We start from the raw sequence: 24,947 nt of genomic DNA, 5'->3' as shown, positions 1-24,947 counted from the left end.
AGCTATTTATGAAGGTCAATTTTAAGCAGTTTTCTCGAAAAAATAAAAATTTAGGAGTAACATGAAATATTTTTATTCTCAAATCAAAAAATATTTTGTTAGAAAAATAAAAAACAACTACCCTACTCCATCTTATCATTTTCAAAAAAATAAATATATTTTAAAAATATAATTTTAGAAATAAATTTCATGAGAACAATTTCTGCTTAGAATAAATTTAAAAAATGTAGGATGAGAAAAGCGATATTACAAAAAATGTAAATAAATAAAAATTGAAAAAATCATGATAATTTTAATCCATGGAAATAGAAAATCAAAATAACTAAAACACGTAATTAAATTTCTTGAAAAGAAAATTAGTCAATTCATTTTATGGCATTTCACAAATAATTTCAAATATTTCTTTAATATTTTTTATATAAAATCATGATTAAACTAATTTAAATATAGTTTAATTATTGATAAACAGCAAATTACAATACAATCACAATTATGTGAAATAATAAAATTTTTCAAAATTCCTATTCTATCACCATAAAAGTGTATACTAAACAATTTCAGGAACGAAAAAAAAGAAATTAAAAATAAAACTGATCAAAATAATGGAATTTGGAGAATTAAAAGATTTCAAGTCATAGCTCTTAAAATTTATTCAAAAGATCACAGCAGTACTTGTTTCAGCTAACAAAAATATCAGAAATTAAAGCTCAGACCATGTAATAATTTTCATTAAAACACATACCGACTACCAACCAATTCTTTTCAAAATATATATGCTAGTTGTGAAGAGAAAAAACAATTTTAATATTAAATTTCAACGCAAAAGAATGATCATTTATACTGGAAAATTACCTTTAAAACCCAAATAAAATCTCCATTAATTTTAAAATATTCTGATAATAGGTTAGCAAAAAAATATAAGTACCTGAAAGAGAATTAAACCCAACACGTTATAACCTTAAGTTATATCTAAGATATATTGAAAACTCCGATGAATAAAGGATTTTCTTACAATTTTAAGAAAGAAAAAAGCCTGCTAATATAATTAGCAGGCTTCATAATATTTCTTTTTTTCTTATTAATTGTTGATCGCAGCTACCCCTGGCAACTCAAGTCCTTCAAGACTTTCAAGCATTGCTCCACCACCGGTAGAAACATAGCTTACCTGATCAGCATATCCGAACTGCTTAACGAAAGCAACACTGTCTCCTCCTCCTACTAAAGAGAAAGCTCCAAGTCTTGTTGCTTCTGCAATACTCTCACCCAATGCAACAGTTCCTCCAGCAAAGTTTGACATTTCAAAAACTCCAATCGGACCATTCCAAAGAATAGTTCTTGAATTTAACAATACATCATTAAACTGATCTCTTGATTTGTGACCTGCATCAAGACCCATCCATCCTTCAGGGATTGCATAGATATCAACCTCTTTTCTTTCCACATCATTACTAAAACTCTCAGCGATGATGGTATCAGATGGTAAATATACCTTTACTTTGTTTTCTTTAGCTTTTCCTAAAATTTCAAGTGCCAAAGGAATCTTATCTTCTTCTACAAGAGAATTTCCAATTTTTCCTCCTAGAGCCTTAATAAAGGTAAATGCCATACCTCCTCCAATGATCAGATTATCTACTGCAGGAAGAATATTTTCTATAATGGTAATTTTAGTTGAAACTTTAGACCCTCCCAGAATAGCTGTAACAGGTCTTTCACCGCTCTTTAAGACTTTATCAATTGCCTGAAGCTCTCTAGCCATTAGTAAACCGAAATATTTAGTTGACGGGAAATATTGTGCAATGACTGCTGTAGAAGCATGAGCTCTGTGTGCAGTACCAAAGGCATCATTTACATAAGCGTCTCCAAGCTTAGAAAGTTTCTCAGCGAATGCTGCATCTCCTTTTTCCTCTTCATTATGAAAACGAACATTTTCCAATAATAAGATCTCCCCGGGTTTCAGATCTGCAGCAGCCTGCTCCGCTTTCTCCCCGATACATTCATCCACAAACTTTACTTCTTTTCCTAAAACAGAAGAAACTTCGCCAACAATATGTTGAAGAGAAAATTCATCTTTCACTTCCCCTTTAGGTCTTCCAAGGTGTGTAATTAAGATGACAGAACCACCATCATTAAGGATCTTCTCCACTGTCGGTTTCACAGCAACAATTCTTGTATTGTCTGTCACCTTCAGCTGATCGTCCTGAGGAACATTGAAGTCCACTCTTACCAGAGCTTTCTTGTCTTTAAAATTGAAATCATTGATTGTTTTCATACGTAGATTTATTTTTTTCCAAGTCTTATGAAATCCCTTGAGCCAGATTCCGGGTTGCATTTCCGCAAATCCCGCCAGGACAATTTCAGGAAACTCATTGAATTTTCGTTTCACAAATGTAAGGTTTTAAACTTTTTCAACACTTTGATTAAAATAAAAGTTTTCAAAAACTTTCCCCGAACCCAATCACCCATTAATCAACAATTTTTTCTCTTATAAAAAAAAGAATAATGTAGTTGTTGTTGAGTGTTGTTAGTTTCGGGGATAAGTTTTAGGCTAAAAATTGATAACATTCAACTTTTATACAATTCATATTTAACTCACAATATAAATCCTTGTAAACCCGCTATTTCACATAGTTATTAACAAATGTTGGTAAGTTTGAAAGGAAGCGGTTATTAGTTATTTTATTATGGAAAAAGCTGGGGATAGATGAAGAAAACATCTGGAAAGTTGTGGTAAAAGTTTGAGGAAAGAATTTCTATTACGAAATAAATTGATCTTTAAAAATAGAAAGTTGATAAAAGTTTTCCACAGTTATTCACATACCTTTTCACAATTAACTCAGGGTTTACTAACACGAATTGTTATTATTCTTACCTTTGTAATGAAATAGAATCTAATAAAGCTTAATAAGAGTATTATGAAAAGAAAAATTGCTATCGCAGCGGACCATGCAGGCTATGAATATAAGGAGATTGTTAAGAACTATCTTTCAGAACGTTTTGAAGTACAGGATTTTGGAACGTTTTCCACAAACAGTGTGGATTATCCGGACTTTGTACACCCTGCTGCAACCTCTGTTGAAAACGGAGAAAACGAGCTTGGAATTCTGATCTGCGGAAGCGGAAACGGGGTACAGATCACTGCGAACAAACATCAGAAAATAAGATGTGCATTGTGCTGGATGCCGGAGATTGCAACCCTGGCAAGACAGCATAATGATGCCAACATGATTTCAATGCCGGCGAGATTTATATCAAAGGAACTGGCGATTGAAATTGTAGATAAATTTCTTTCAACAGATTTCGAAGGTGGAAGACACCAGAACAGAGTTGACAAAATTGCAGTTTGCTAAAATAAATAAGGCTTGTAAATCTCATTACAAGCCTTATTTATTTTTTATTCGTACATTTGCAGTGTCCAATAGAAATTACACTCTATTATTCTCCAAAGCCTTTCTTATATTTGAAACATATTTAATAGAAGGTTTTTCTCTTTTCTTCTCAAGAATTGTATTAAATTTATACAAAACTAAAGCTCCCGTTCTAAGTAAACTGAAAGATAATTTCTGATGATGTACGGAAAGAATCTAATGATGAAATTGAATAACCTTATATATAAGGAATGAATGAGGAAGATTTAGAAAAAGGTCTTATTTGAACTAAGACTAAAACAATTAAAAAGAAATTTAAAATGCCAAAAAAAAGAAAATATATAAGTCATAAAAATGATTTAAAACTAATGGAAATCGGAAGACTGATTCTCCGTTTTATGAATGCTAATTCATCCAAAATTTATAATTATAAGCAGATCGCTGACGGAATAGATTATAAAAATCCAAGACAAAGAGAACTTGTCATCCAGGCACTGCATAAACTTCAGGGATCCGAAAAGATCAAAGAAGTAGAAAAAGGAAAATATATAGTGAACCTGAAAATTGCAGGAACACTTACCGGAATTATTGACTTCAACCAAAGTGGAAATGCTTACGTGAATGTGGAAGGAATGGAAGATGATGTCTTCGTTCACGCCAAAAATGTGAAGGATGCACTGCAGGGAGATAAGGTTCTTATTATAACTTATCATTATAAAGGAAAGAAATTGGAAGGCTCAGTTTTAGAAGTTTTAGAACGTAACAGAACTGAATTTGTAGGAACATTTCAGAAGGTTGCTCATAAGGATTTTGGGTTTGTGGTTTGTGATAAAAAATCAATCAACACAGATATCTTTATTCCAAGAGGGAAATTTAGTACCGCTGAAGATGGTGATAAGGTCATTGTAAAAATGACAGAATGGAGACCGGGAGATAAAAATCCGGAAGGTGAAATCATTCAGGTGCTGGGTGCTCCGGGAGAACATGAAACAGAGATCCATTCTATTCTTGCGGAATACGGACTGCCTTATGAATTTCCATCAGAAGTGGAAGCGGATGCAGATAAAATAGACAGAAGTATTACGGATGAAGAGGTTACAAAGCGCTGGGATATGCGTAATATCTGTACATTTACAATTGACCCTAAGGATGCGAAAGATTTTGATGATGCTTTATCCATAAGAAAACTGGAAAATGGAAACTGGGAAATCGGGGTTCATATTGCAGATGTATCTCATTATGTAGTTCCGGGAACTATGCTGGATGATGAAGCGTATAAGAGAGCAACTTCGGTATATCTTGTTGACAGGGTCGTGCCGATGCTGCCGGAGGTATTGAGTAATGATGTTTGTTCTCTTCGTCCAAATGAAGATAAATATACTTTTTCTGCCGTTTTTGAACTGAATGATAATGCAGAAATTCAGAAACAGTGGTTTGGAAGAACAGTTATTCATTCAGACAGAAGATTTACCTATGAAGAAGCTCAGGAACGTATCGAAAGCGGACAGGGAGACCTGGCAGAAGAAATCAATACGCTTGATAAGTTAGCTAAAATTTTACGTCATGAACGTATCAGAAGAGGTGCTATTACTTTTGACAGAAGTGAGGTAAGATTCAATCTTGATGAAAATAACGAGCCAATTGGTGTTTACTTTAAAGTAAGTAAAGACTCCAATCACCTGATCGAAGAATTCATGCTTTTAGCCAATAAAAAAGTATCGGAATTTGTCTCATTGTCAAGAAAAGGTGAGATCACCAACAATACATTTATTTACAGGGTTCATGATGATCCGGATCCGGCAAAATTAGAATCTTTGAGAGATTTTGTAGCTACTTTCGGATATAAAATGAATCTTGCCAATACCAAAAAGGTTGCAGAATCCTTGAATAAACTTCTTCATGATGTGAAAGGCAAAGGCGAAGAGAATATGATCGAAACCCTTGCGATGAGAAGTATGAGCAAAGCGGTATATTCTACAGAACCAATTGGTCATTACGGTCTTGGTTTCGAATATTACAGCCACTTTACCTCTCCTATCCGCCGTTACCCGGATTTGCTTGCACACCGTCTTCTTCAACATTATCTGGACGGGGGGAAATCTCCAAACAGAGGTGAGCTTGAAGACAAAGCAAAACATTGCAGTGCGATGGAAAGACTGGCAGCAGATGCGGAAAGAGATTCTATCAAGTTTATGCAGGTGAAGTTCATGGAAAAACATCTTGGAGAAACTTTCAAAGGAGTGATTTCCGGAGTGGCAGAATTCGGTTTCTGGGTTGAAATTCCTGAAAACGGTGCTGAAGGTCTGATCAAGCTTAGAGATCTTGTAGATGATTCATATATGTATGATGCAAAAACTCACGCAGTATACGGAATAAGACATGGAAACAAATACCAGCTGGGTGACGAGGTTCAGATCAAAGTGGTAAAAGCGAATCTTATTCAGAAGCAGCTTGACTTCAAGATTGTGGAATAAAGAAAAAGGTCTTTAATAAGACTGTAGATAAAATTATAGAAAAAAGGCTGAGATGTTACTGAACACTCAGCCTTTTATTTTTTAAGTAAAAACTTTTGAATAAACTCTCTCCTCTCCTATTTCCTTAAAAATTTCAGATTAAACTCTCCTTAAAATCCACTTGATATATCACAACTTTATTGAATAATTAAATCATAAAGTATAACTTTGTATAAAACGAAATGAATTTTTATTCATTTTTAAATACCACTTAATGCTAGAACTTGTACTATCTGCCATCATATTAGGATTTATGCTGAGCCTGGTTTTTATAGGACCCATCTTCTTCCTTTTAATTGAAACCAGCTTTTCCAGAGGCCCAAAGCATGCCCTTTCGCTGGATCTTGGAGTGATTACTGCAGATTTATTATGTATTGTAGCGGCCTATTATGCCAGTACAGATATTGTAAGTTTAATAGATAAACACCCTGGTTTTTACAGGATTACCTCCATTCTTATTTTTATCTATGGGATTGTGATGCTGGTTACCAAAACCAAAATGCATTTGCCCGGCGAAGAAAGAATCATTGGTCAAAATTATTTTAAAACATTTTTCAACGGTTTTTTCTTTAATCTTTTAAATGTTGGAGTCATCCTTTTCTGGCTGGTAACGGTAATTTCCGTAAGGAATCAATATCCGGACACCAGCAGTTTTATTTTATATATAGGCATAGTACTGGCCACTTACCTTTCAATAGATCTTGCCAAGATATTTCTTGCTAAGCAGTTTCACGATAAATTAACACAAAAACTGGCCAACCAAATAAGAAGAGTTGTTGGCTGTATCCTTATTATCTTCAGTTTCTTTATTTTCCTGCAGAGTTTTAAAAAGTTCAACCAGTTTGAAAAACAACTTGAGGAAGCAGAGAAAAAAGAAGTAAAATATCAAAAAACAAAATGAAAAAAATGATCTTTCCAAAGTCTCTTAAAAAAGGAGACAAAATAGCTGTTATTTCCCCTGCAGGAGCGGTAGATGCCTCTCAACTGGAAAAAGGAATAGAAATGATTAAAAGTAGAGGTTTTGAACCCATTCTTGGGGAGCATCTTTACACCAAGTTTTCAAACGGATACAATTACGCCGGAACAGAAAAGGAAAGAATAAAAGATATTAACTGGGCTTTAAACGACAAAGAAGTTGGGGCTGTATGGGCTTCCAGAGGAGGTTACGGATGCCAGCATCTGATTCAGCACCTGAAGTTGAAAAACTTTACAGAAAACCCGAAATGGTACATCGGATATTCTGATAATACAGTAATTCAAAGCTATCTGTTGAAAAAAGGTTTTGTTTCTATCCATGGGCAGACCATCAAAACATCCAGTTTTGGAGTTACAGATGAAAGCTATGATCTGATTTTTGACATCCTGAAAGGGAAAACGCCAAAATACAGTCTGCAATCTCACCAATTTAATAAAGAAGGGAATATTGAAGGAGAACTGGTTGGAGGTAATTTAGCCCTTATTTATGCCCTTTTAGGAACCAAATATTCTTTTGACTTTAAGGACAAGATTTTGTTTATCGAAGATATCGGAGAAAATTTCTATGCGCTGGACCGTATGATTATGAGTCTGGAGCTTGCAGGTGTCTTCAGTAAGATCAAAGGATTGATCGTTGGAGGAATGACCAATATGGGCGATGAAAAGGAAAATAAAAGCTTTGAAGAAAGCTTTGATGAATTTGCATACAAGCTGATCTCAGATAGAATTTCAAAGTATAATTTCCCTGTTGCATTTGCTTTTCCTAATGGACATATTAAGGACAACAGACCCCTTTTAATTGGTGGAAATGTTAAAATGAAGATTGGTGCTAAAGTAAAAATAGATTTTTAAAATACCACTACTCTCCTATCTCCAAACTCTTAAATACAGAATATGGCTCACCATAACGATTTTGGAAAAATAGCAGAAGATATGGCCGTTGATTATCTTCAGAAAAACGGGTATAAAATCCTGGTCAGAAATTTCCGTTTTCAAAAAGCAGAGATTGATATCATTGCTGAAAAAGATAATGTTATTATTGTAGTGGAAGTGAAAGCCAGATCTACGGATTTTTTCATTCTTCCGCAGGAAGCCGTTACCAAAACCAAGATAAAATCTATTGTTTCCGCAGCCAATCACTATTTGGAGGAATTCAATAAAGAGAACGAAGTCAGATTTGATATCATTTCCGTTCTTCCCGATGAAAATAAGAACTTAATTATTGACCATATCAAAGATGCTTTTCAGGCCTTTGATGCCAATTAATAAATCAATATTATGAAGACAATATTAATCACCGGAGCTACTTCCGGTATAGGTAAATCCACAGCAGAGCTTCTTGCAAAACAAGGAAACAGAATTATTATCTGTGGAAGAAGAAGTGAGGTACTGGAAGCTGTAAAATCTGAGTTATCTCAATATACCGAAATATTTAGTTTAAAGTTTGATGTGAGGAATCTCGAAGAAGTGGAAACCGCTATCAATTCGCTTCCGGAAAACTGGAAAGAGATTGATGTTCTGATTAATAATGCAGGGAATGCTCACGGATTAGATCCTCTTTCAGCAGGTAAGACGGATGACTGGGATTCTATGATCGACGGAAATGTGAAGGGATTACTCTATGTTTCCAAAATGATTATTCCAATCATGAAAACTAAAAACTTAGGTCATATTGTAAATATAAGTTCTGTAGCAGCAAGACAAACTTATGCTAATGGAGTAGTGTACTGTGCAACGAAAAAAGCAGTAGACGTTATTTCCGAAGGTATGAGACTGGAACTTACTGAGTTTGGGATCAAAGTAACCAATATTCAGCCTGGAGCTGTAGAGACAGACTTCTCTTTGGTAAGATTCAAAGGCGACAGCGAGAAGGCTTCAACGGTATATGCAGGTTATGAAGCTTTAAAAGCAGAAGATATTGCAGATGCTATTGCCTATTGTGTAAATGCGCCAAAACATGTTACCATTTCAGATATGACCATCTACCCAAGTGCTCAGGCAGAACCAAGAACGATTTATAGAAAATAGTCCAAAATAATGGATTAAATTTGCAGAATATTACAAGCAATTTTGCCTTTTGCAATGTTGCAGTTTAGCTTAAAACAAAAAAATGAAAATTCTATATCTGGAAACCTCTTCCAAGAACTGTTCGGTAGCTGTATCAGACAATGAAAAACTATTGTGCGTATGCGAAGAAGTTTCTGAAAACTATAAGCAGTCTGAAAGCCTTCATACCTATGTGGAATGGGCATTGGAAGGAGCAGGGATTTCACTTAAAGAAATCGAAGCGGTCTCTTTAGGAAAAGGACCCGGATCTTATACAGGTTTAAGAATCGGTGCTGCTTCAGCAAAAGGATTTTGTTATGGACTTAAAGTTCCTCTTGTTGCTGTAAATTCTCTTGAAAGCATGATAGAGCCTTTTTTAGGCAGTAACTATGATTTTGTAGTGCCATTAGTTGATGCTAGGAGAATGGAGGTGTATACGGCCGTTTATGACGCTCATACGGGTAAAGAAGTGTTGCCAACTGAAGCAAAAATACTGGATGAAACTTCTTTTGAAGAATTCAGAGATAAAAAAGTATTATTTGTAGGCGATGGTGCCAAGAAGGCAAAAGAAATACTGAATCTCCCTGATGCCGTTTTTAATGAGAATGTTTATCCTTCTTCTCAATATCTTATCAGGAAAACACTGGAAAAAATAGAAAACAGGGAATTTGAAGATATGGCTTATTTTGAGCCTTTTTATCTCAAAGATTTCCATGGAGTAAAGAAAAAGAAAAGCGAAGAATAACTCTTCGCTTTTTTTTATTTTATTGTGGTCTCGGTGGAGACTTAGATGCTGGCTTGTTGTCGTTTGGTTTTTTGTCTTTTTGCTGTGGAGCAGGTTCTGTGATGTCTTCCAGTTTCTGTACTTTTCCGTTGTTCATTTGTGGAATACCTGTTCCATTAGGTCTATCAGGCTGTTGCGGGACAGGATTTCCTTTAGTATCCGTTGCCTGGAAGCTGAGGTCACTTTTCAGGTAATTCAGCATTTCTTTAGCTCTAACGCCTTCGGCAGTTTTAGAATAATTCAGGGCAATCTGTTCAAGCTGCAGAATCATGACTTCTTTTCCACTGGATTTTCCTGCATTGAAAGCATTGAGCAGATATAATTTAGGAACCAGTGCATCTTTAGGGAACTTCTGAATAGTCTGATCTATGATATCCTTACTTTCTGCAAATTTTTCAGATTCAAACAGGGCATAGGCCTTTTTATATTCATTTTCAACTTCTTCTGTTGATTTTACGAAAGTTTTGTTTTTAGGATTTCTGGCAAACTCAGCATAAGAAGTATATGGATAATCCGTTAATAGAATTTGTTTTGCTTTTTCAGATGCCTGTGGATTTTTTTCATAATTCATGGCAAAAATCTCATATAATGCCTGAAGCATTACTTTCTCTTCCGGTTTTACATCTACAAGGTCGTACAGCGTTTTGGTAGCTAGGGGAGTGTTGGTAAAATAGTTCTGATACATGATTCCCAAGCCTAAAGAAGCGGTGTCTCTGTCTTTTTTTAACTGAGATAATTTACCCTGATCTGTAGGAATCTGTTCAATATAATAATCCGGTTCAAAACGTCTTGGGTTAGGAGCAGAAGTTACCCCCAATGCCTCATTTTTCATATCCTCAATAGAAGCCATTTTCTTCGAATAACGCCAGTTATCAGCAAGTGCACGGTCTCCCCATACTTGCTTAAACGTAGATGTACCTTTACTTACTGTTCCGGTATTGCTGAAGTAAAATGATTTTGTAGTCACTCCAAAATCTTCAAAAGCATTGGCAGAACCGTTGGCAAAAATAGAATTGGCACCATAATCTCCTGTATCAAATCCTTTGCTCCTTTCAGCACGTTTTCTTTCCAGTTCTTCTTTTTCTTCTTTAATCTTTAGTTTGGCAATATATTTTGTAAAATAATCTGTTTTCTGCGTATTATCCATCTTGGCTAAAGAAAGAATACTGTCATTCTTTTTGATCAGATAGTAGTTTTTGGAAATCTTTTTAATGTATTCGGATTGGTCTTTTAATAAGATTTTTGAAGGCTCATATGTCATTACGGCAAGTGCAGAATCATAATAGCTTCCTGCACCGATATAATCATTCTTTTCCAGATAGCTTTTTCCAATTTCGTAATAAGCCAATCCACGGATTTGAGGATCAGAAACCTTTTCAAACAGAGATTTTCTGAAGAACTGCTGGGCTTCATCTTTTTTTCCGGCTTTGTTGGCCATTAAACCCAAAGCGTAATAAAATTCATTCTTTCTGGATCCGTAAGTTCCTTTCTTACTGATGCCTTCCAGATAGTTCTTTGCTCCTGCATAGTCTCCTTTACCATTAAAAGTTTTGGCAATAGCGATTTGGGATTTTACTTCAAATTCAAAATCATTAGCATATTTATAAGCTGCTGTGTAGCTTTCTCTTGCTTTATCATTCTGACCCAGGTTTTCAAGAACCTGTCCTCTCAAATAAGCAATTCTGCTCTTTAACTTTCTATTGCCGTTCAGCTCGAAAGCATCATCAAGCTCTTTTGCCGCTTCTTCTTTTTTACCTGCGTCAAGCAGAGATTCAGAATAATAAATGCTCAGCAGTTTTGCATAACTTTTATTGATATCTTCTCCCTTAAGCTTGGCAAAAGTCTCATGAGCTCTGTGATAATCTTTAATTTTATCATAAGCGAGACCCTGATAAATTCTTGCCAGTGGAATTCTCTTATCATCTTTCATGTGGGTGAAAACATAATTAAGAGCATCCAGTGCTTCCAGTGATTTACCACGATAAATTCTTGCCTGGGCAAGGATCATATAAGCATCAAAAATGGTCTTGTTTTTTTCTTCACCGTTTCTGGTTACAGAATATTTATTAATTGCTTTTAAAGCTTTTGCTTCCGCAATTTCAAGCGTAGTTGCTCCTTTGCCTTGTTCGCCATCGGGTCTTGCAGGGCCATTTCCAGAAGGTCCGCCAGGCCGGGTAGGAGCCCCGGAATCACCTCTTCCAGAAGGTCTGTTGGCTACTTCAGCCATCTTCATAGAATTTTCGGCAAAAGCTTCTGACTGTCCAAGATCACTTCCTAAAGGCTGGTCTTCATAGGTCAGAATGGAAATATAAGGTGCATAAAAATTGTCTTTATGCCCTTTGTCTCTGGTCGTAAACTCACTGTTCAATGCGTCTTTAGCATTAAAAAGAGTGTTGTAGTATGTGGAAAATCCTTTCAATAGTTTTGATCGCTGCTCCGGCTTCTTTGTTTTCGTAGCACAGGAAGCAACAAGACAAATGACTAAAAGGAATAATATATTCTTTTTCATTATTCAATATAACTCGCTAATCTTCTATTTATTATCAGCTGTTTGATGATTTTGTAAAAATAATAAAATTTTATAATGAATAATATTTATATTTCTTGCGGAAATATTTTATTTCTTCTTTATCTGATATTTGTAACTTCAATAATTGATTAAATCAGAGAGGTTTCTTTCAATATTTTGTAAACAAGGTGGGTAGGAAGTCCCATAATGGTATAAAAACTTCCCGTAAGCTTGGTGATTTTTGCCATTCCAAGCCATTCCTGAATACCATAGCTGCCCGCTTTATCGAAAGGTTTATAATGTTGAATGTAATAGTTTATTTCCTCATCCGAAAGCTCATCAAGGGTGACATCGGCTACATCAGTTTCTGTAAAAATTTTATTTGCGGTTTTGATGGTAATTCCGGTATAAACCTGATGCGTTCTCCCCGAAAGACTGCGAAGCATTTTAAAGGCATCATCTTCATCTTTAGGTTTTCCAAGAATCTGATCATCAACAGCCACTACAGTATCAGCAGTTAAAAGAACTTCATCTGCTTCAAGGATTCTAAAAGCATCTGCTTTTAGATCAGAAAGATAAGCAGCTGCTTCCTCTATCTTGATATTTTCCGGAAGAATTTCCTCACAGTCTATTTTCACAACTTCAAATTCAAAACCAAGGCTAGACAGAAGTTCTTTTCTTCTTGGCGATTGTGATGCTAAAAGTAATTTCATACCGTTAATTATACAGATTGAGTATTATCGTCATGCCAGTTCCCCTGAACTTTCATCACCTGTTCTATCACATCACGTACTGCACCTGTTCCTCCTTTTTTCGGAGAAATATAATCGGAAATACCTTTTACTTCAGGAACTGCATTTTCAGGACATGCTGCAATAGCCGAACTTTCCATAATATGAATATCCGGAAGATCATCTCCCATAGTCAGAATTTCTTCATTTTTAAGATTGTATTTCTTCTTAAAATCCTCAAAATCCTCAATTTTATTGTGAGATTTCGGATAATAATCTTTGATACCCAAATAGTTGATTCTGTGTTTTACCATTTCATCATTTCCTCCTGTAATAACACCTATCAGATAATTATTTTTTAATGCTTTTACTACTGCATAGCCATCCAGAACATTCATTACCCTGCACATATTTCCTCCCGGAAGAAGATAAACACTTCCGTCTGTGAAAACTCCGTCTACATCAAATACAAATGCCTTAATATCTTTTAATTTCTCTTTATAACTCATACATTTTCTGAATAGAATGATTCATTGTTTTATAAATTTCGAGACTTTCGTCTTTTAATAACTCTTCATGCAGTTGTAAGATCCGTACATCATTTCTCACTGCAGGTCCGGTTTGTGCCAGTTTAGGTTCAATTTCATGAATTTTCTGCACCGTTTCATCAATCAGGGGTAAAAAATAATCAAAAGGAATATCCTGGGAATCTGAAATTTCTTTAGCCCTTGAAAAAAGATGGTTCACAAAATTACAGGCAAAAACAGCAGTCAGATGAATATATTTTCTTTTTTCATGGCTGCTTTCCATAACCTTTTCTGAAATTTGGGAAGCGAGATCAAGTAATATTTTCTGATCTTCTTTATTCTCTGCCTCTACAAAAAACGGAATTTTTTCATATTCCAGTTCTTTGGATTTTGAAAAAGTCTGTAAAGGGTATAAGCTGGATTTCCTGTATTCACCGGAAAGCGCTTCTTTTGGAAGGGATCCCGATGTATGGGCTACCAAACTGTCTTTTTTGGTAATGATCTTCGAAACTTCTTCCACAGAATTATCACTTACACAGATGATATAAAGATCTGCCTCTTCCAGATGATCTATGGAATAAGGAATTTTTAATTCTTCAGAAATTTTACTTAATTCTTTTTCGTTCCTGCCAAAAATCTGGGCCAGGGGAATGCTTTTCAAAGTGAAAGCTTTTGCCATATGATAGGCAACATTTCCGGAACCGATTATTACAATTTGCATATAACAAATATAAGATTTTAAGCTGAGAGGGAAAAGGAAGATGATTTCTGAAATAGGATACCTGAATACAGGCACGTTTATTGCGTAACTGTCTCATATTATTTTAATTTTTAATCTGAAAATTGAATTTTTAATTTAACTTTCAGTTATTTTTGTAATCCAAAACAGTGAAAGCATCTTATGAAGATTAAGGACGCGGAGATTATTGCGTTGATGCAGAATCCACGGACCCAGGATAAGGGAGTCCGGGCCTTGATGGATGCCTATCAAAGCAGATTGTATTGGCACATAAGAAGAATTATTGTGGACGGAGATCTTGCACAAGATACCTTGCAGGAGACTTTTATTAAAGCATATCAGAATTTTCATCAGTTCAAAAATGATAGCCAGTTGTATACCTGGTTGTACAGAATAGCTACCAACGAAGCACTACAGCAGGTCAACAAAATGAAGAAAATGCAGAAAACTGATGAAGATCCGGAGTATCATATGCAGAATCTTGTTGCCGATAATGCAGGAGGAGATGCTGAAGAAATACAGATTTTACTGCAGAACGCTATACAGAGTCTGCCCGAAAAGCAGAAACTGGTATTTACGATGAGGTATTATGATGATTTGCCCTACGAAGAGATATCAAAAATTGTAGATATGTCGGTAGGCACTCTGAAAACAAATTATCATTATGCCAAACAGAAAATAGAAGATTATATTAAAGAAAATTACGAAAGATAATTTTTTGACCCAACAGAGATGAAAGAGTTCGACATAGAAAAACTAGAGCGTAAAAACATTTACACAGTTCCTGATAATATGTTTGAAAATATTCAGGAGAACGTTATGAATGATATAAAGACAAGTAAAAAAGCACCTGTCTTTAAGCTGAATTGGATGTATGCAGCAGCGGCATCACTGGCTTTGATCTTTGGAGCAACATATGTTCTCAATTCAGATAATGAATCTGTGGAAAAAACATTGAGTGCTAAAACAGAATATACTGCTAATAACGGAGAACCAAAGACAGATAGTGAGCAGGCTTATGAAACTTTAAAATCTGATTTAACTTCTGTTGAAAATAATAATCAAACGGTTGAAAATCAAACGGATAAAGATGTTTATGCTTTTAAAGGCGGAGATGAAACTGAAAAAATATCAGAGACACCAAAACCGGTAAAAACAGTAACAAAAAAAGAAGACATACAAATGAATGATTACCTGGATTCTTTTTCTAATTCTGAAATTGCAGAGTTAGCAAGTAATTCAACTCAGGACGTTTATTTGGATATATATAATTAAAAAAGATGAAAAAGATATTATTTGCGTTTTTGATTATTTACGGCTTTGGCTTAAATGCCCAGAGGACGGATTATGACTGGAAAAAAATGGATGCTAAGCAAAGGAAAGAAGTCATCAATAATCTTTCTCCGGAAGAGAGAAAAGATCTCCTCAAGAAATTCAGGAATGATATGATTATGGAAAATCTGAATATAGCTCCTAGTGATAAAGCTGAATTTACACAGTTATACAATGAATATCTGGAAAGCCAGAGACAAATTAAGAAACAGTTTAATTTTGACATTGATCCTGAAACATTATCAGATGAAGAAGCTAAACTAAAATTACAACAAAGTTTTGAGTTGGGAAAAAAACTGTTAGAAGATAGAAAAAAATATGCAGATAAAATGCAGCAGGTAATTCCCTGCCAGAAAGTCTTGAAGCTATTTTATTCCGAGAAAATGATGAGAGATAAAATGAATGAAAGAAACCCTCACGGACATAATAATAATAATGCTTCGGAACCTAAGCAAAACCCATAATAGTTTATTTTTTTAATGTTGGACGGCTCTTACAGATCTTTCTGTGAGAGCCGTTTAATTTTTATTCTAAATCTCTATTTTTGCCAAAAATTAAGAAATGAAAAAATTATTTTTCTTCTTTATGCTCTCATCCTTATGCGTAGCTCAAAAGAAAGAAATAATACAGCTTAAAGATAATATCAAAGACAGAAAGGGGCTTACAAGATCACTCACTTTTATCGATAATAGACCGGATAAAAATATAGGCGCTATTCACGATAAAAAAGACATTGTTGAGCTTACTTTTGCGAATGATGATCTTAAAGGATTTATTGAAAACTGGTTTAAAGAAGATAATAAAACATTAGGAAACAATGATATCGTTCTGATGCTGGAAGAGCTGAAAATTTATGAAGAAAAGGATAGCAACAGAACATTTCCTTATGTGAAAGTGAGAATTAAACTTTCAAGTTTTATTAAAAGAAATGATAAGTATTACTTTATTGGGAGATACAATAATGTGATTGTTTCAAACCCGAATATAACAGTACACCCTTCTATATTCCTGGCCGGCGAGATTGCTGAAATATTCGCTCAATTTATAAAGGCTTCCTATTATCCGAATATTACTCCCGGGTATTTTATCCCTGAAAGTGAAATCAATAGATATGAAGAATATTTAAATAAAGGGTATAAAGCATTTAATAATGAGGCTCTTAAAGATGGAGTTTACACTAGTTTTCAGAAATTTCATAACCAGGAACCTGATCCGGATTATTCTTTAAAAAAGAACAAAAAAGGAAAAGTGGTACAGCTCATCTATAATGACCTTGAAGCTTCTCTTTATAAAATGTACTGTTATGTAGAAAATGGAAAGGCATATAAAACGACACCAGTAGGGTTTGACGAAATGAATAAAGATGCTAAAGGGTTTTACATCTATTCTTCCAGAACTAATCTTTTTGCAGCATCCCAAACCGGAGGATTATTTGTAGGAGCAGTAGCTGGAGGATTAGTAGGAGCATTAATTGGTGCTGCAATTGATTCTTCGTCCGATGCCAATGCAGGAGCAGTTCAGGGTGTTGGATTCAGATCTACCATGGAGTCTAATGTCTATCTTGATTCTTTGACAGGAGGATATGTTTTTGAAAAATAAAACGTTTAAAGATTTATTGGCTGGAAAATAAAGTATTTCTTGCCGGAAAATAAATAAATTGATACAATAAGATAATGAAAGACAATAATCTCTCGCTTTTTTTTATCTTTGCAAATTACAAGATTCTTAAATGAAAAACATACGAAATTTTTGCATAATCGCTCATATCGACCACGGTAAAAGTACCCTGGCAGACCGTCTATTGGAGTACACGAATACCGTTACCCAAAGAGAATTGCAGTCTCAGACGCTTGATGATATGGATTTGGAGAAAGAACGTGGGATTACAATCAAGTCGCACGCGATCCAGATGGATTATGAGTATAAAGGAGAAAAATATATCTTAAACCTTATTGATACCCCGGGACACGTTGACTTTTCTTATGAAGTTTCCCGTTCTATTGCTGCCTGTGAAGGTGCTCTTCTTATCGTGGATGCTGCACAAAGTATTCAGGCACAAACCATCAGTAACCTGTATCTGGCATTAGAAAATGATTTGACGATCATTCCGATTTTGAATAAAATTGACCTTCCATCTGCAAATCCTGAAGAAGTAACCGATGAGATTATGAATCTGATTGGATGCGAATATGAAGATGTATTAAGAGTTTCAGGAAAAACAGGAGAGGGGGTTCACCATCTTTTGGAGCAGATTGTTGAAAGAATTCCTGCACCAGTTGGAAATCCTGATGGTCCGCTTCAGGCTTTGATTTTTGACTCTGTTTACAACCCTTTCAGAGGAATTGAAGCTTATTTCAAAATAGTGAACGGAAGTATTACTAAAAATGAAAAGATCAAATTCTTCGCTACAGGAAAAGAATACGGAGCTGATGAAGTAGGTACTCTGAAACTGAAGCAGGTTCCGAAGAAGACTATCCAGTGTGGAGATGTAGGATATCTTGTTTCCGGAATTAAAGATGCCCGTGAAGTAAAAGTAGGAGATACCATCACTTCTTTTGAAAAGCCGGCTGATGGGCCTATTGATGGATTTGAGGAAGTAAAACCAATGGTATTTGCCGGGATTTACCCAATTGATTCTGAAGATTTTGAAGAATTAAGATTCTCTCTTGAAAAATTAAGACTGAATGATGCTTCTCTGGTTTTCGAGCCGGAAAGTTCTGCAGCTCTTGGTTTTGGTTTCCGTTGCGGATTCTTAGGAATGCTTCACATGGAAATTGTTCAGGAACGTCTTGACAGAGAGTTCAATATGAACGTGATCACAACAGTACCGAACGTTTCTTATTTTGGTTATACTAAAAAAGAACCTGAAGTTCCTATTTTGATCAACAACCCATCTGAAATGATGGATCCTTCAACGATGGACAGAGTAGAAGAACCTTTCATTAAGGCTTCAATCATTACAAAATCTGATTTCGTAGGAGCGGTAATGACTTTATGTATCGAAAAGAGAGGGGAAATCGTTAACCAGAGTTATCTGACATCTGAAAGAGTTGAATTAATTTTCAATATGCCGCTTGCTGAGGTTGTATTCGACTTCTATGACAGGCTAAAATCAATCTCTAAAGGATATGCTTCATTTGATTACCACCCAATCGGATTCAGAGCTTCCAAACTTGTAAAAATGGATATCCTGATCAATGGTGATATGGTAGATGCGTTATCTTCACTGATTCACGATTCTAATGCTTATTACATCGGTAAAAGAATGTGTGAAAAGCTTCGTGAGCTGATCCCTAGACAACAGTTTGATATTGCTGTTCAGGCTGCATTAGGAACAAAAGTTATCGCAAGAGAGACTATTAAAGCCCTAAGAAAAGACGTTACCGCAAAATGTTACGGAGGAGATATTTCCAGAAAGCGTAAGCTATTGGAAAAGCAGAAAGAAGGTAAGAAGAAAATGAAGCAGATCGGTAGAGTAGAAGTACCGCAATCAGCGTTCATGGCTGTATTAAAGCTAAATGATTAATTTATAATTCATTATAAAACAAAACCGCTTCATCAGAAGCGGTTTTTTTATTGATTTATTTTTTACGGGTATATTTTATTTCCATTGTTTTATACTCTTTTCCCGTCTTGGAATCAGGGCCATACATTTCCAGTTTTTGAGTATTATCATCCACAAACGTGAATACTTCTCTGAAATCACAATCTTTGCCAGGTCTTGAAGGATCTGTCATTTTTCCTTTAAATTCAACCGATTTTGTGGAAGCATTCCAGTCACCTTCACTATGCATGATTCCGGTTCCCATATTGTCAATCCATGTACTGACAAATTTCTTCTTTGAATTATCGTATCCTACGATGCTCATCCCCTCAAAAGGCATTCCCATAAAGTCACCTTTGTGATTAGTGATCTGATAACGTCCGCCAAACATCATTTTATTGGTAGCTTCGGATTTACTGATCATAGGTTTTGCTCCATTTTCCATCCACATGGAAGTTTCTCCGTTCCATGTTCCATCAGATTTTGCAAGCATTTTTTGCATTTCCCCCGGAGTTGAGTATGCCATCCAGTCTTTCATAGCCGTTGCTGAATCTACAGGTTTCCACTCAGAATTTGAAGCTGTAGAATCTGTTTTATCAGAACCAGCAGCAGCTGTTGTTTTTCCTTTTTCACAAGCTATTAATAAAAAAGCTGCAGAAAGAATTGTTAATAAATTTTTCATAATTGTTTAGTTTTAAGATGTTTATAATGATAACTTAAAGATAAGAACTTTTATTATAATCAAAATTATTTTTTAATACAGGCATAAATCGTAACTTTGTGTATTCGTAACGCAAATCAATTTATGGAGTCTCCAAAAAAATTACAGGATATAAAAGTGGCTGTAGATGCCGTTATTTTCGGATATTTTGATAAAAAAGATCTTCAGATCCTTCTGATTAAAAGAAATATTGAACCTTTTAAAGGAGGTTGGGCACTTCCTGGAGGACTTGTTCTTGATGATGAAAGTGTAGATGATGCCGTAAAAAGAGAACTTTATGAAGAAGCCGGCATAAAGCCTGATTTTTTGGAGCAACTGTATACTTTTGGTAATCTGGGCCGCGATCCAAGAAACAGAGTGGTTTCTGTGGCCTATCTGGGGCTTGTGAACCCTTCTTATCATGAACTGTTTGCTGATTCAGATGCTGAAGATGCGCAGTGGTTCAGTATTAATAAACTTCCTTCAGTAGCTTTTGATCATAAAACAATCATTGAGACTGCCCTAAAAAGACTTCGTACGAAAATTCAGTACCAGCCGATCGGTTTCAATCTTCTCAATGAAGAATTCCCTTTTTCAGACCTTGAAAATCTCTATAAAACTATTGTCGGACAGGAAATTGATAGAAGAAACTTCCGTAAGAAAATCATGAGCTATGGTCTTCTTAACGAAACCAATAACGTTAAAAAAGAAGGCAGTGGCAGACCTGGAAAGCTTTTTACATTTAATAAAGAAAAATATAAAGAGCTAGAAGAGCAAGGCTTTTATTTTGAAATTAAATAGATTTTTTTAAACACACATTTCACGAATAATTTGGCACTAACTTTCACAAATATCTTGAAGCAAAAAATAGCAGAATATATTCAATAGGAACGGGCTTTAGCCCGTTTTTTATGGACAAATTCCATCGGCTTTAGCCAAAACATATTAAAAATTAGTGTTATTTGTGATCAAAATTTGTGTCTTTAATGTTTAATAGAACTAAATTTTTATAACTGGTAATCAGTTGTTTATATTTATTAGCGTAAAATTAACGCAAATAAATTTGGTTAATAAAATGATATTCTTTTAAATTTGTGTCAAAATAACGCAATCATGAAATACACCCTACAGAATATTACAGAACGATTTCAGAAAAAAGAAAGGATTAAGTTTCTTTTTTTCTGGGGACATACGGCAAAAGATATGGTTACCAAATCATGTTTCAGCCAATGGTTTCCGGGAAGTTTTGAAGAAAACGGGATTACTTATAAGACTGCAGAACATTATATGATGGCAGGAAAAGCCAGATTATTTAATGATCCTGAAACAGAAAAGGAAATCTTAAGTGCAAATACTCCCAATCAGGCAAAAGCGCTTGGTAGAAAAGTAAAAAACTTTAATCCAATACTTTGGGATGAGCATAAATATCAGATTGTAACTCAGGGAAATCTTTTAAAATTCTCTCAAAATCAAAAATTTAAAGATTTTCTTTTATCAACCGGAGATAAAGTTCTGGTGGAGGCAAGTCCCTATGATAGAATCTGGGGAATCGGGATGCTGGAAACAGATAACAGAGCAGAAAACCCTTTATTATGGAACGGAGAAAACCTTTTAGGATTTGCTTTGATGGAGGTAAGGGATGAATTAAGAAGGTAAAAACACAAACCAGACACAGAATAGTATTATGGAAAAAACAGAATTGCACCCACAGATATTTCTGATTGAAGATTTTCTGAATGAAATGGAATGTGATCATTATATCAGTCTTTCAGAGGAAAAAGTTTTTGAAGAAGCAAAAATCAATGTATTCGGACGCCAGCAGATGAATAAAGGGATCAGAAATAATGACCGGCTGATGATTTTCGATACTACACTGGCTGAAGAGCTTTTCAACAAGGCTGCAGTATTTCTGCCTCAGGAACACGATGGATATCAACTTCTTAACTTTAATGAAATGCTCAGGGTTTATAAATATGCTCCCGGACAACAATTTAAAATGCACAGAGATGGAAGCTATATCAGAAATGAGAAAGAGAAAAGTTTCTACACTTTTATGATTTATCTGAATGATGATTTTGAAGGTGGAGAAACAGAATTTGAAAACCTGTTTACAGTAGCTCCAAAGAAAGGAACAGCACTTATTTTTCATCATCCTTTAAGACATGAAGGAAAAACCCTGATTAGTGGATTGAAATATGTTTTGAGAACAGACGTCATGTATTCAAAAGTATAAATCATCCATATAAAAGAAAGGCATTACTATGTCTTGTTTAATTAGCGTAATATTAACACAAATAAAAATATTTGATCATGGAAGATGAGTTAAAACCCAGATTTATCGAATCATTACAAAGAAATAATGATCAGATCAGAGAAGATAGAGCAAAGATCATCGGAGGAGATTCCGAATTGATTTACAGACGCCGAGTGGAAGATATCGAATTAAAAATTAAAAAACTCGAGCGCGAACAGGAAGGGCTTATTGATATCAGTCCTTTAGACAGAAACAGTCTGACTTTTGCGGATTTTAATCCGGAGGCATTCGTTCAGAAAGATATGGAATTATCATTAACAATCAGAAATCTGAATATTCAGCTCGAAGTGACTCAAAAGAGATTTGAATATTTATTTGGAAAAAAAATGTAGTCATGGGAAGTACAAGATACGATTTAGACGCTCGTTATGACAGAGCAAGCAAAGCAGGTTACGGAACAAAATCCGCGGGAGAAATTTTCACCCAGAATGCCAAAAGAATGGCTCATGAATCTATGAATCCTCACGGAATTTCTTTCAGAGAATCCAGAGATTCAGAAATTCATCCTCATTCAGTTCCTATTATTTTAGGATTGGATGTTACCGGAAGCATGGGACATATTCCCCACGAACTGATCAGAGATGGATTACCCAAATTAATGGGTGGAATTATCCAGGGAGGTGTTCCAGATCCAGCTTTATTATTCCTTGGAATTGGAGATCATGAATGTGATGGTTATCCGCTTCAGGTGGGACAATTCGAGTCAGGAGATGAAGAACTGGATATGTGGCTTACTAGAACTTATATTGAGTCCGGAGGTGGTGGAAACGCGGGTGAAAGCTATCTTTTGGCGTGGTATTTTGCAGCATTTCACACCAGAACGGATGCATTTGAAAAAAGGGGACAAAAAGGATTGCTGTTTACCGTAGGTGATGAACCTTGTTTAAAAACGCTTTCTGCCTCTGCAATCAGAGAAATTATGGGAAAAGGACAGCAAACTTATACCCATTTTGAATTGCTGGAAGAAGCAAAGAAAAAATATGAAGTGTACCATATCAGTGTTTTGCATTCCGATCAGGCATTGAGAGCAGATAAAGGTTGGAAAGAATTATTAGGACAAAACTGTGTATCCATAAAAGATCACAGAGAAATTCCAAACGTTATCAAAGGAATCATTTGTGATAAGTTTAAAAATCAAAGTTTCGGAACAATAGAAACAGGAGGTTTAGATCAGTTTCAAATGCTTTAGAAATCTGGAATTATCACTGGAAATTGTTGTGATTAAGGATTAAAAAATAAAAGGACATGAAAAAGGCACAAATAGTAATAGGACTTGGTTTTGGTGATGAAGGAAAAGGAATTACCACAGATTTTCTGGCTTCTCAGAATCCGGAGGCTGTTGTGATTAGATTTTCAGGAGGACAGCAGGCAGCACACACCGTTATGATTGATGAAAGAAAGCATGTACATTCCAGTTTTGCGAGCGGTGCATTTCGCGGCCTGCCTTCTTACTTCACCGAGCATTGTACCATACATCCGGTTTTTCTGCTCAATGAGAGGGAAGAATTAAAAGCAAAAGATGGAAATACAGAACTGCATATTCATCCATTGGCTAAAGTGACAACTCCTTTTGATGTATGGCAAAACAGAACAAATACCCGCAATCTGGAACACGGAACCTGCGGAAAAGGAGTGGGAGCAACCATGAAAAGAAACGAAAGTCCTTATAAACTATTTGCCATAGACCTCATAGCACCCAAAGAGATGCTGATAGAAAAGTTGAAAGGAATTGCTTATTACTATGGTTTTGTGGATGAAAATGAGATCAATGTACTTTTAAAACCTTTCTTAGATGCCATTGAAGCCATTGACTGGAAAATAAATGATTATAACTACCTGACTTCGTTCGACCACCTTATTTTTGAAGGAAGCCAGGGTATTTTACTCGATATGGATCACGGCGTTTTTCCCAATGTGACCTATGCGCATACCACTTCAAAAAATGCCTGCGAAATCTGTAAGCTTTTAAAAATTGAAGACATTGAAATGTATTATGTGACCAGAAGCTACTCAACCCGCCACGGAAGCGGCTGGATGAGCAATGAAAAAGAAATGAATCTGAGAAATAATGAAGAAGAAACCTGTACATTTAATGAATATCAGAAGGAATTAAGAACCGGAGAGATAGATTACAAACTGCTGAACTATGCCTTAAAGCTTGATGGAGCGTATGTATTTCCAACTAAAAAGAATCTTGTCATTACCTGTTTAGATCAGATTGATGAACAATTTAAATTAGAAAATCTGGATGTTGAATTTAATGCTGTTTACGGATCTTATTCTCCATATTCAAGAGATTTTAAACAGATTTTTTAATTTCAAAAGAAGAAATCAGGCATAGAATAAAAGCATTACTTTTATATTTAATGATAGAAAATAATAACCATGAAAACAATACACTATATAAAGGGTGATGCTACCCGTCCTGATGCTGAAGGGAATAAAATAATTGCTCATATCTGTAATAATATTGGAGGTTGGGGAAAAGGTTTTGTAACTGCCATTTCAAAAAGATGGAAACAGCCAGAAAAAGGATACAGAGAGTGGTTTAAAACTAAAGAACATTTTAACCTTGGAGAAATCCAACTAGTTCAGACGGAAGAGGATATTTGGGTCTGCAATATGATTGCTCAGCATAAGATTATTACACATTCAGATGTTCCACCAATAAGATATGATGCAGTGGAAGATTGTTTATTGAAACTCACTCATGAAGCTTCACAGCAAAAGGCTTCAGTACATATGCCGAGAATCGGATGTGGATTAGCAGGAGGAAAATGGGATGAAATAGAGCCCTTAATTGAAAGAACATTGCTTGCAAATGATGTGGAAGTGTATGTGTATGTGTATGATTTTGAATAAAAAATG

The 24,947-nt window shown here is 35.2% G+C and carries 25 protein-coding genes; 19 read left to right on the top strand and 6 right to left on the bottom strand.

What is annotated here, in order from left to right:
- Positions 1–1,078 precede the first annotated feature (1,078 nt).
- A complete protein-coding gene (locus LKL37_RS14935) occupies positions 1,079–2,269 on the bottom strand; it encodes a phosphoglycerate kinase (protein WP_431611317.1) in 1,191 nt (396 codons plus the stop codon).
- 643 nt (positions 2,270–2,912) lie between these two features.
- Between LKL37_RS14935 and rpiB the strand changes: the two genes are divergently transcribed.
- The 7 genes from rpiB to tsaB all read left to right on the top strand — a co-directional run bounded on the left by rpiB (position 2,913) and on the right by tsaB (position 9,644).
- Positions 2,913–3,347, top strand: a complete 435-nt coding sequence (gene rpiB, locus LKL37_RS14930) for a ribose 5-phosphate isomerase B (protein ID WP_027372149.1) — start codon at positions 2,913–2,915, stop codon at positions 3,345–3,347.
- A 338-nt stretch (positions 3,348–3,685) separates the two neighbouring features.
- Positions 3,686–5,839: a ribonuclease R gene (gene rnr, locus LKL37_RS14925; protein WP_431611316.1), complete on the top strand. Its 2,154-nt coding sequence runs from the start codon at positions 3,686–3,688 to the stop codon at positions 5,837–5,839.
- Positions 5,840–6,092: 253 nt separating this feature from the next.
- Positions 6,093–6,779 carry a LysE family translocator gene (locus LKL37_RS14920; protein ID WP_431611315.1) on the top strand — a complete coding sequence of 229 codons (687 nt, stop codon included), beginning with the start codon at positions 6,093–6,095 and terminating at the stop codon, positions 6,777–6,779.
- Positions 6,776–7,705, top strand: coding sequence for a S66 peptidase family protein (locus tag LKL37_RS14915; protein ID WP_431611314.1), 930 nt, complete (start codon positions 6,776–6,778; stop codon positions 7,703–7,705). Before LKL37_RS14920 ends, LKL37_RS14915 begins: the two co-directional genes overlap by 4 nt.
- 42 nt (positions 7,706–7,747) lie before the next feature.
- On the top strand, positions 7,748–8,119 hold the full coding sequence (locus LKL37_RS14910) for a YraN family protein (protein ID WP_431611313.1): 372 nt from the start codon (positions 7,748–7,750) through the stop codon (positions 8,117–8,119).
- Positions 8,120–8,131: 12 nt separating this feature from the next.
- A complete protein-coding gene (locus LKL37_RS14905) occupies positions 8,132–8,881 on the top strand; it encodes an SDR family NAD(P)-dependent oxidoreductase (RefSeq protein WP_431611312.1) in 750 nt (249 codons plus the stop codon).
- An 82-nt stretch (positions 8,882–8,963) separates the two neighbouring features.
- Complete coding sequence (gene tsaB / locus LKL37_RS14900; protein ID WP_431611311.1) at positions 8,964–9,644, top strand: tRNA (adenosine(37)-N6)-threonylcarbamoyltransferase complex dimerization subunit type 1 TsaB; 681 nt, start codon at positions 8,964–8,966, stop codon at positions 9,642–9,644.
- A 19-nt stretch (positions 9,645–9,663) separates the two neighbouring features.
- On the opposite strand, the gene LKL37_RS14895 is transcribed toward tsaB, so the two are convergent.
- The 4 genes from LKL37_RS14895 to LKL37_RS14880 form a co-directional block, all read right to left on the bottom strand.
- Positions 9,664–12,192 carry a tetratricopeptide repeat protein gene (locus tag LKL37_RS14895; RefSeq protein WP_431611310.1) on the bottom strand — a complete coding sequence of 843 codons (2,529 nt, stop codon included), beginning with the start codon at positions 12,190–12,192 and terminating at the stop codon, positions 9,664–9,666.
- A 149-nt stretch (positions 12,193–12,341) separates the two neighbouring features.
- Positions 12,342–12,905: a Maf family protein gene (locus LKL37_RS14890; RefSeq protein WP_431611309.1), complete on the bottom strand. Its 564-nt coding sequence runs from the start codon at positions 12,903–12,905 to the stop codon at positions 12,342–12,344.
- 8 nt (positions 12,906–12,913) lie between these two features.
- A complete protein-coding gene (locus LKL37_RS14885; RefSeq protein WP_431611308.1) occupies positions 12,914–13,432 on the bottom strand; it encodes a KdsC family phosphatase in 519 nt (172 codons plus the stop codon).
- Complete coding sequence (locus tag LKL37_RS14880) at positions 13,422–14,171, bottom strand: Rossmann-like and DUF2520 domain-containing protein (RefSeq protein ID WP_431611307.1); 750 nt, start codon at positions 14,169–14,171, stop codon at positions 13,422–13,424. The genes LKL37_RS14885 and LKL37_RS14880 overlap by 11 nt, the downstream gene beginning before the upstream one ends.
- Before the next feature lie 180 nt (positions 14,172–14,351).
- Here LKL37_RS14880 and LKL37_RS14875 point away from each other — a divergent pair, with 180 nt between their 5' ends.
- The 5 genes from LKL37_RS14875 to lepA all read left to right on the top strand — a co-directional run bounded on the left by LKL37_RS14875 (position 14,352) and on the right by lepA (position 19,047).
- Positions 14,352–14,903 carry an RNA polymerase sigma factor gene (locus tag LKL37_RS14875; protein WP_431611306.1) on the top strand — a complete coding sequence of 184 codons (552 nt, stop codon included), beginning with the start codon at positions 14,352–14,354 and terminating at the stop codon, positions 14,901–14,903.
- Between the two features lie 78 nt (positions 14,904–14,981).
- On the top strand, positions 14,982–15,464 hold the full coding sequence (locus LKL37_RS14870; protein WP_431611305.1) for a hypothetical protein: 483 nt from the start codon (positions 14,982–14,984) through the stop codon (positions 15,462–15,464).
- A 5-nt stretch (positions 15,465–15,469) separates the two neighbouring features.
- On the top strand, positions 15,470–15,985 hold the full coding sequence (locus tag LKL37_RS14865; protein WP_431611304.1) for a hypothetical protein: 516 nt from the start codon (positions 15,470–15,472) through the stop codon (positions 15,983–15,985).
- Positions 15,986–16,082: 97 nt separating this feature from the next.
- Positions 16,083–17,120 (top strand): hypothetical protein, encoded by a 1,038-nt coding sequence (locus LKL37_RS14860; RefSeq protein WP_431611303.1) that lies wholly within the window; start codon positions 16,083–16,085, stop codon positions 17,118–17,120.
- Between the two features lie 130 nt (positions 17,121–17,250).
- Entirely contained in the window at positions 17,251–19,047 is a 1,797-nt protein-coding gene (gene lepA, locus LKL37_RS14855) for a translation elongation factor 4 (protein ID WP_209916879.1), read from the top strand.
- Between the two features lie 55 nt (positions 19,048–19,102).
- Here the strand turns inward: lepA and LKL37_RS14850 are convergent, their stop codons facing one another.
- Positions 19,103–19,747: a DUF1579 domain-containing protein gene (locus LKL37_RS14850; RefSeq protein ID WP_431611302.1), complete on the bottom strand. Its 645-nt coding sequence runs from the start codon at positions 19,745–19,747 to the stop codon at positions 19,103–19,105.
- A 123-nt stretch (positions 19,748–19,870) separates the two neighbouring features.
- On the opposite strand from LKL37_RS14850, the gene LKL37_RS14845 reads away from it, so the two are divergent.
- The 7 genes from LKL37_RS14845 to LKL37_RS14815 all read left to right on the top strand — a co-directional run bounded on the left by LKL37_RS14845 (position 19,871) and on the right by LKL37_RS14815 (position 24,941).
- The gene (locus LKL37_RS14845) at positions 19,871–20,566 is read left to right on the top strand and encodes an NUDIX hydrolase (protein WP_034694004.1); all 696 of its coding nucleotides are present in this window, start codon (positions 19,871–19,873) and stop codon (positions 20,564–20,566) included.
- A gap of 312 nt (positions 20,567–20,878) precedes the next feature.
- The gene (locus LKL37_RS14840; RefSeq protein WP_431611301.1) at positions 20,879–21,421 is read left to right on the top strand and encodes an NADAR family protein; all 543 of its coding nucleotides are present in this window, start codon (positions 20,879–20,881) and stop codon (positions 21,419–21,421) included.
- A 28-nt stretch (positions 21,422–21,449) separates the two neighbouring features.
- Positions 21,450–21,998: a 2OG-Fe(II) oxygenase gene (locus tag LKL37_RS14835; RefSeq protein WP_431611300.1), complete on the top strand. Its 549-nt coding sequence runs from the start codon at positions 21,450–21,452 to the stop codon at positions 21,996–21,998.
- A gap of 77 nt (positions 21,999–22,075) precedes the next feature.
- Positions 22,076–22,411: a hypothetical protein gene (locus tag LKL37_RS14830; RefSeq protein ID WP_431611299.1), complete on the top strand. Its 336-nt coding sequence runs from the start codon at positions 22,076–22,078 to the stop codon at positions 22,409–22,411.
- Between the two features lie 2 nt (positions 22,412–22,413).
- Positions 22,414–23,268: a hypothetical protein gene (locus tag LKL37_RS14825; protein ID WP_431611298.1), complete on the top strand. Its 855-nt coding sequence runs from the start codon at positions 22,414–22,416 to the stop codon at positions 23,266–23,268.
- Between the two features lie 56 nt (positions 23,269–23,324).
- Positions 23,325–24,395: an adenylosuccinate synthetase gene (locus LKL37_RS14820; RefSeq protein WP_431611297.1), complete on the top strand. Its 1,071-nt coding sequence runs from the start codon at positions 23,325–23,327 to the stop codon at positions 24,393–24,395.
- Between the two features lie 69 nt (positions 24,396–24,464).
- On the top strand, positions 24,465–24,941 hold the full coding sequence (locus LKL37_RS14815; protein ID WP_431611296.1) for a macro domain-containing protein: 477 nt from the start codon (positions 24,465–24,467) through the stop codon (positions 24,939–24,941).
- The last annotated feature ends 6 nt before the right edge of the window (positions 24,942–24,947 follow it).

This window comes from Chryseobacterium sp. 'Rf worker isolate 10' (assembly GCF_050753305.1).
Taxonomy (GTDB): Bacteria; Bacteroidota; Bacteroidia; order Flavobacteriales; family Weeksellaceae; genus Chryseobacterium.
Note: the sequence above shows the minus strand (reverse complement) of the source record. Positions and strands in the feature narration are given on the sequence as shown.

Excerpts from the sequence above, each read along its gene's own strand:
- LKL37_RS14835 (WP_431611300.1), top strand. The coding sequence starts at position 21,450 with ATGGAAAAAACAGAATTGCACCCACAGATATTTCTGATTGAAGATTTT.
- LKL37_RS14860 (WP_431611303.1), top strand. The coding sequence starts at position 16,083 with ATGAAAAAATTATTTTTCTTCTTTATGCTCTCATCCTTATGCGTAGCT.
- LKL37_RS14815 (WP_431611296.1), top strand. The coding sequence starts at position 24,465 with ATGAAAACAATACACTATATAAAGGGTGATGCTACCCGTCCTGATGCT.
- LKL37_RS14825 (WP_431611298.1), top strand. The coding sequence starts at position 22,414 with ATGGGAAGTACAAGATACGATTTAGACGCTCGTTATGACAGAGCAAGC.
- LKL37_RS14875 (WP_431611306.1), top strand. The coding sequence starts at position 14,352 with ATGAAGATTAAGGACGCGGAGATTATTGCGTTGATGCAGAATCCACGG.
- LKL37_RS14820 (WP_431611297.1), top strand. The coding sequence starts at position 23,325 with ATGAAAAAGGCACAAATAGTAATAGGACTTGGTTTTGGTGATGAAGGA.
- LKL37_RS14905 (WP_431611312.1), top strand. The coding sequence starts at position 8,132 with ATGAAGACAATATTAATCACCGGAGCTACTTCCGGTATAGGTAAATCC.
- LKL37_RS14880 (WP_431611307.1), bottom strand. The coding sequence starts at position 14,171 with ATGCAAATTGTAATAATCGGTTCCGGAAATGTTGCCTATCATATGGCA.
- LKL37_RS14890 (WP_431611309.1), bottom strand. The coding sequence starts at position 12,905 with ATGAAATTACTTTTAGCATCACAATCGCCAAGAAGAAAAGAACTTCTG.
- LKL37_RS14920 (WP_431611315.1), top strand. The coding sequence starts at position 6,093 with ATGCTAGAACTTGTACTATCTGCCATCATATTAGGATTTATGCTGAGC.
- LKL37_RS14910 (WP_431611313.1), top strand. The coding sequence starts at position 7,748 with ATGGCTCACCATAACGATTTTGGAAAAATAGCAGAAGATATGGCCGTT.
- LKL37_RS14885 (WP_431611308.1), bottom strand. The coding sequence starts at position 13,432 with ATGAGTTATAAAGAGAAATTAAAAGATATTAAGGCATTTGTATTTGAT.
- LKL37_RS14840 (WP_431611301.1), top strand. The coding sequence starts at position 20,879 with ATGAAATACACCCTACAGAATATTACAGAACGATTTCAGAAAAAAGAA.
- tsaB (WP_431611311.1), top strand. The coding sequence starts at position 8,964 with ATGAAAATTCTATATCTGGAAACCTCTTCCAAGAACTGTTCGGTAGCT.
- LKL37_RS14850 (WP_431611302.1), bottom strand. The coding sequence starts at position 19,747 with ATGAAAAATTTATTAACAATTCTTTCTGCAGCTTTTTTATTAATAGCT.
- LKL37_RS14845 (WP_034694004.1), top strand. The coding sequence starts at position 19,871 with ATGGAGTCTCCAAAAAAATTACAGGATATAAAAGTGGCTGTAGATGCC.
- rpiB (WP_027372149.1), top strand. The coding sequence starts at position 2,913 with ATGAAAAGAAAAATTGCTATCGCAGCGGACCATGCAGGCTATGAATAT.
- lepA (WP_209916879.1), top strand. The coding sequence starts at position 17,251 with ATGAAAAACATACGAAATTTTTGCATAATCGCTCATATCGACCACGGT.
- rnr (WP_431611316.1), top strand. The coding sequence starts at position 3,686 with ATGCCAAAAAAAAGAAAATATATAAGTCATAAAAATGATTTAAAACTA.
- LKL37_RS14870 (WP_431611305.1), top strand. The coding sequence starts at position 14,982 with ATGTTTGAAAATATTCAGGAGAACGTTATGAATGATATAAAGACAAGT.
- LKL37_RS14830 (WP_431611299.1), top strand. The coding sequence starts at position 22,076 with ATGGAAGATGAGTTAAAACCCAGATTTATCGAATCATTACAAAGAAAT.
- LKL37_RS14935 (WP_431611317.1), bottom strand. The coding sequence starts at position 2,269 with ATGAAAACAATCAATGATTTCAATTTTAAAGACAAGAAAGCTCTGGTA.
- LKL37_RS14865 (WP_431611304.1), top strand. The coding sequence starts at position 15,470 with ATGAAAAAGATATTATTTGCGTTTTTGATTATTTACGGCTTTGGCTTA.
- LKL37_RS14895 (WP_431611310.1), bottom strand. The coding sequence starts at position 12,192 with ATGAAAAAGAATATATTATTCCTTTTAGTCATTTGTCTTGTTGCTTCC.
- LKL37_RS14915 (WP_431611314.1), top strand. The coding sequence starts at position 6,776 with ATGAAAAAAATGATCTTTCCAAAGTCTCTTAAAAAAGGAGACAAAATA.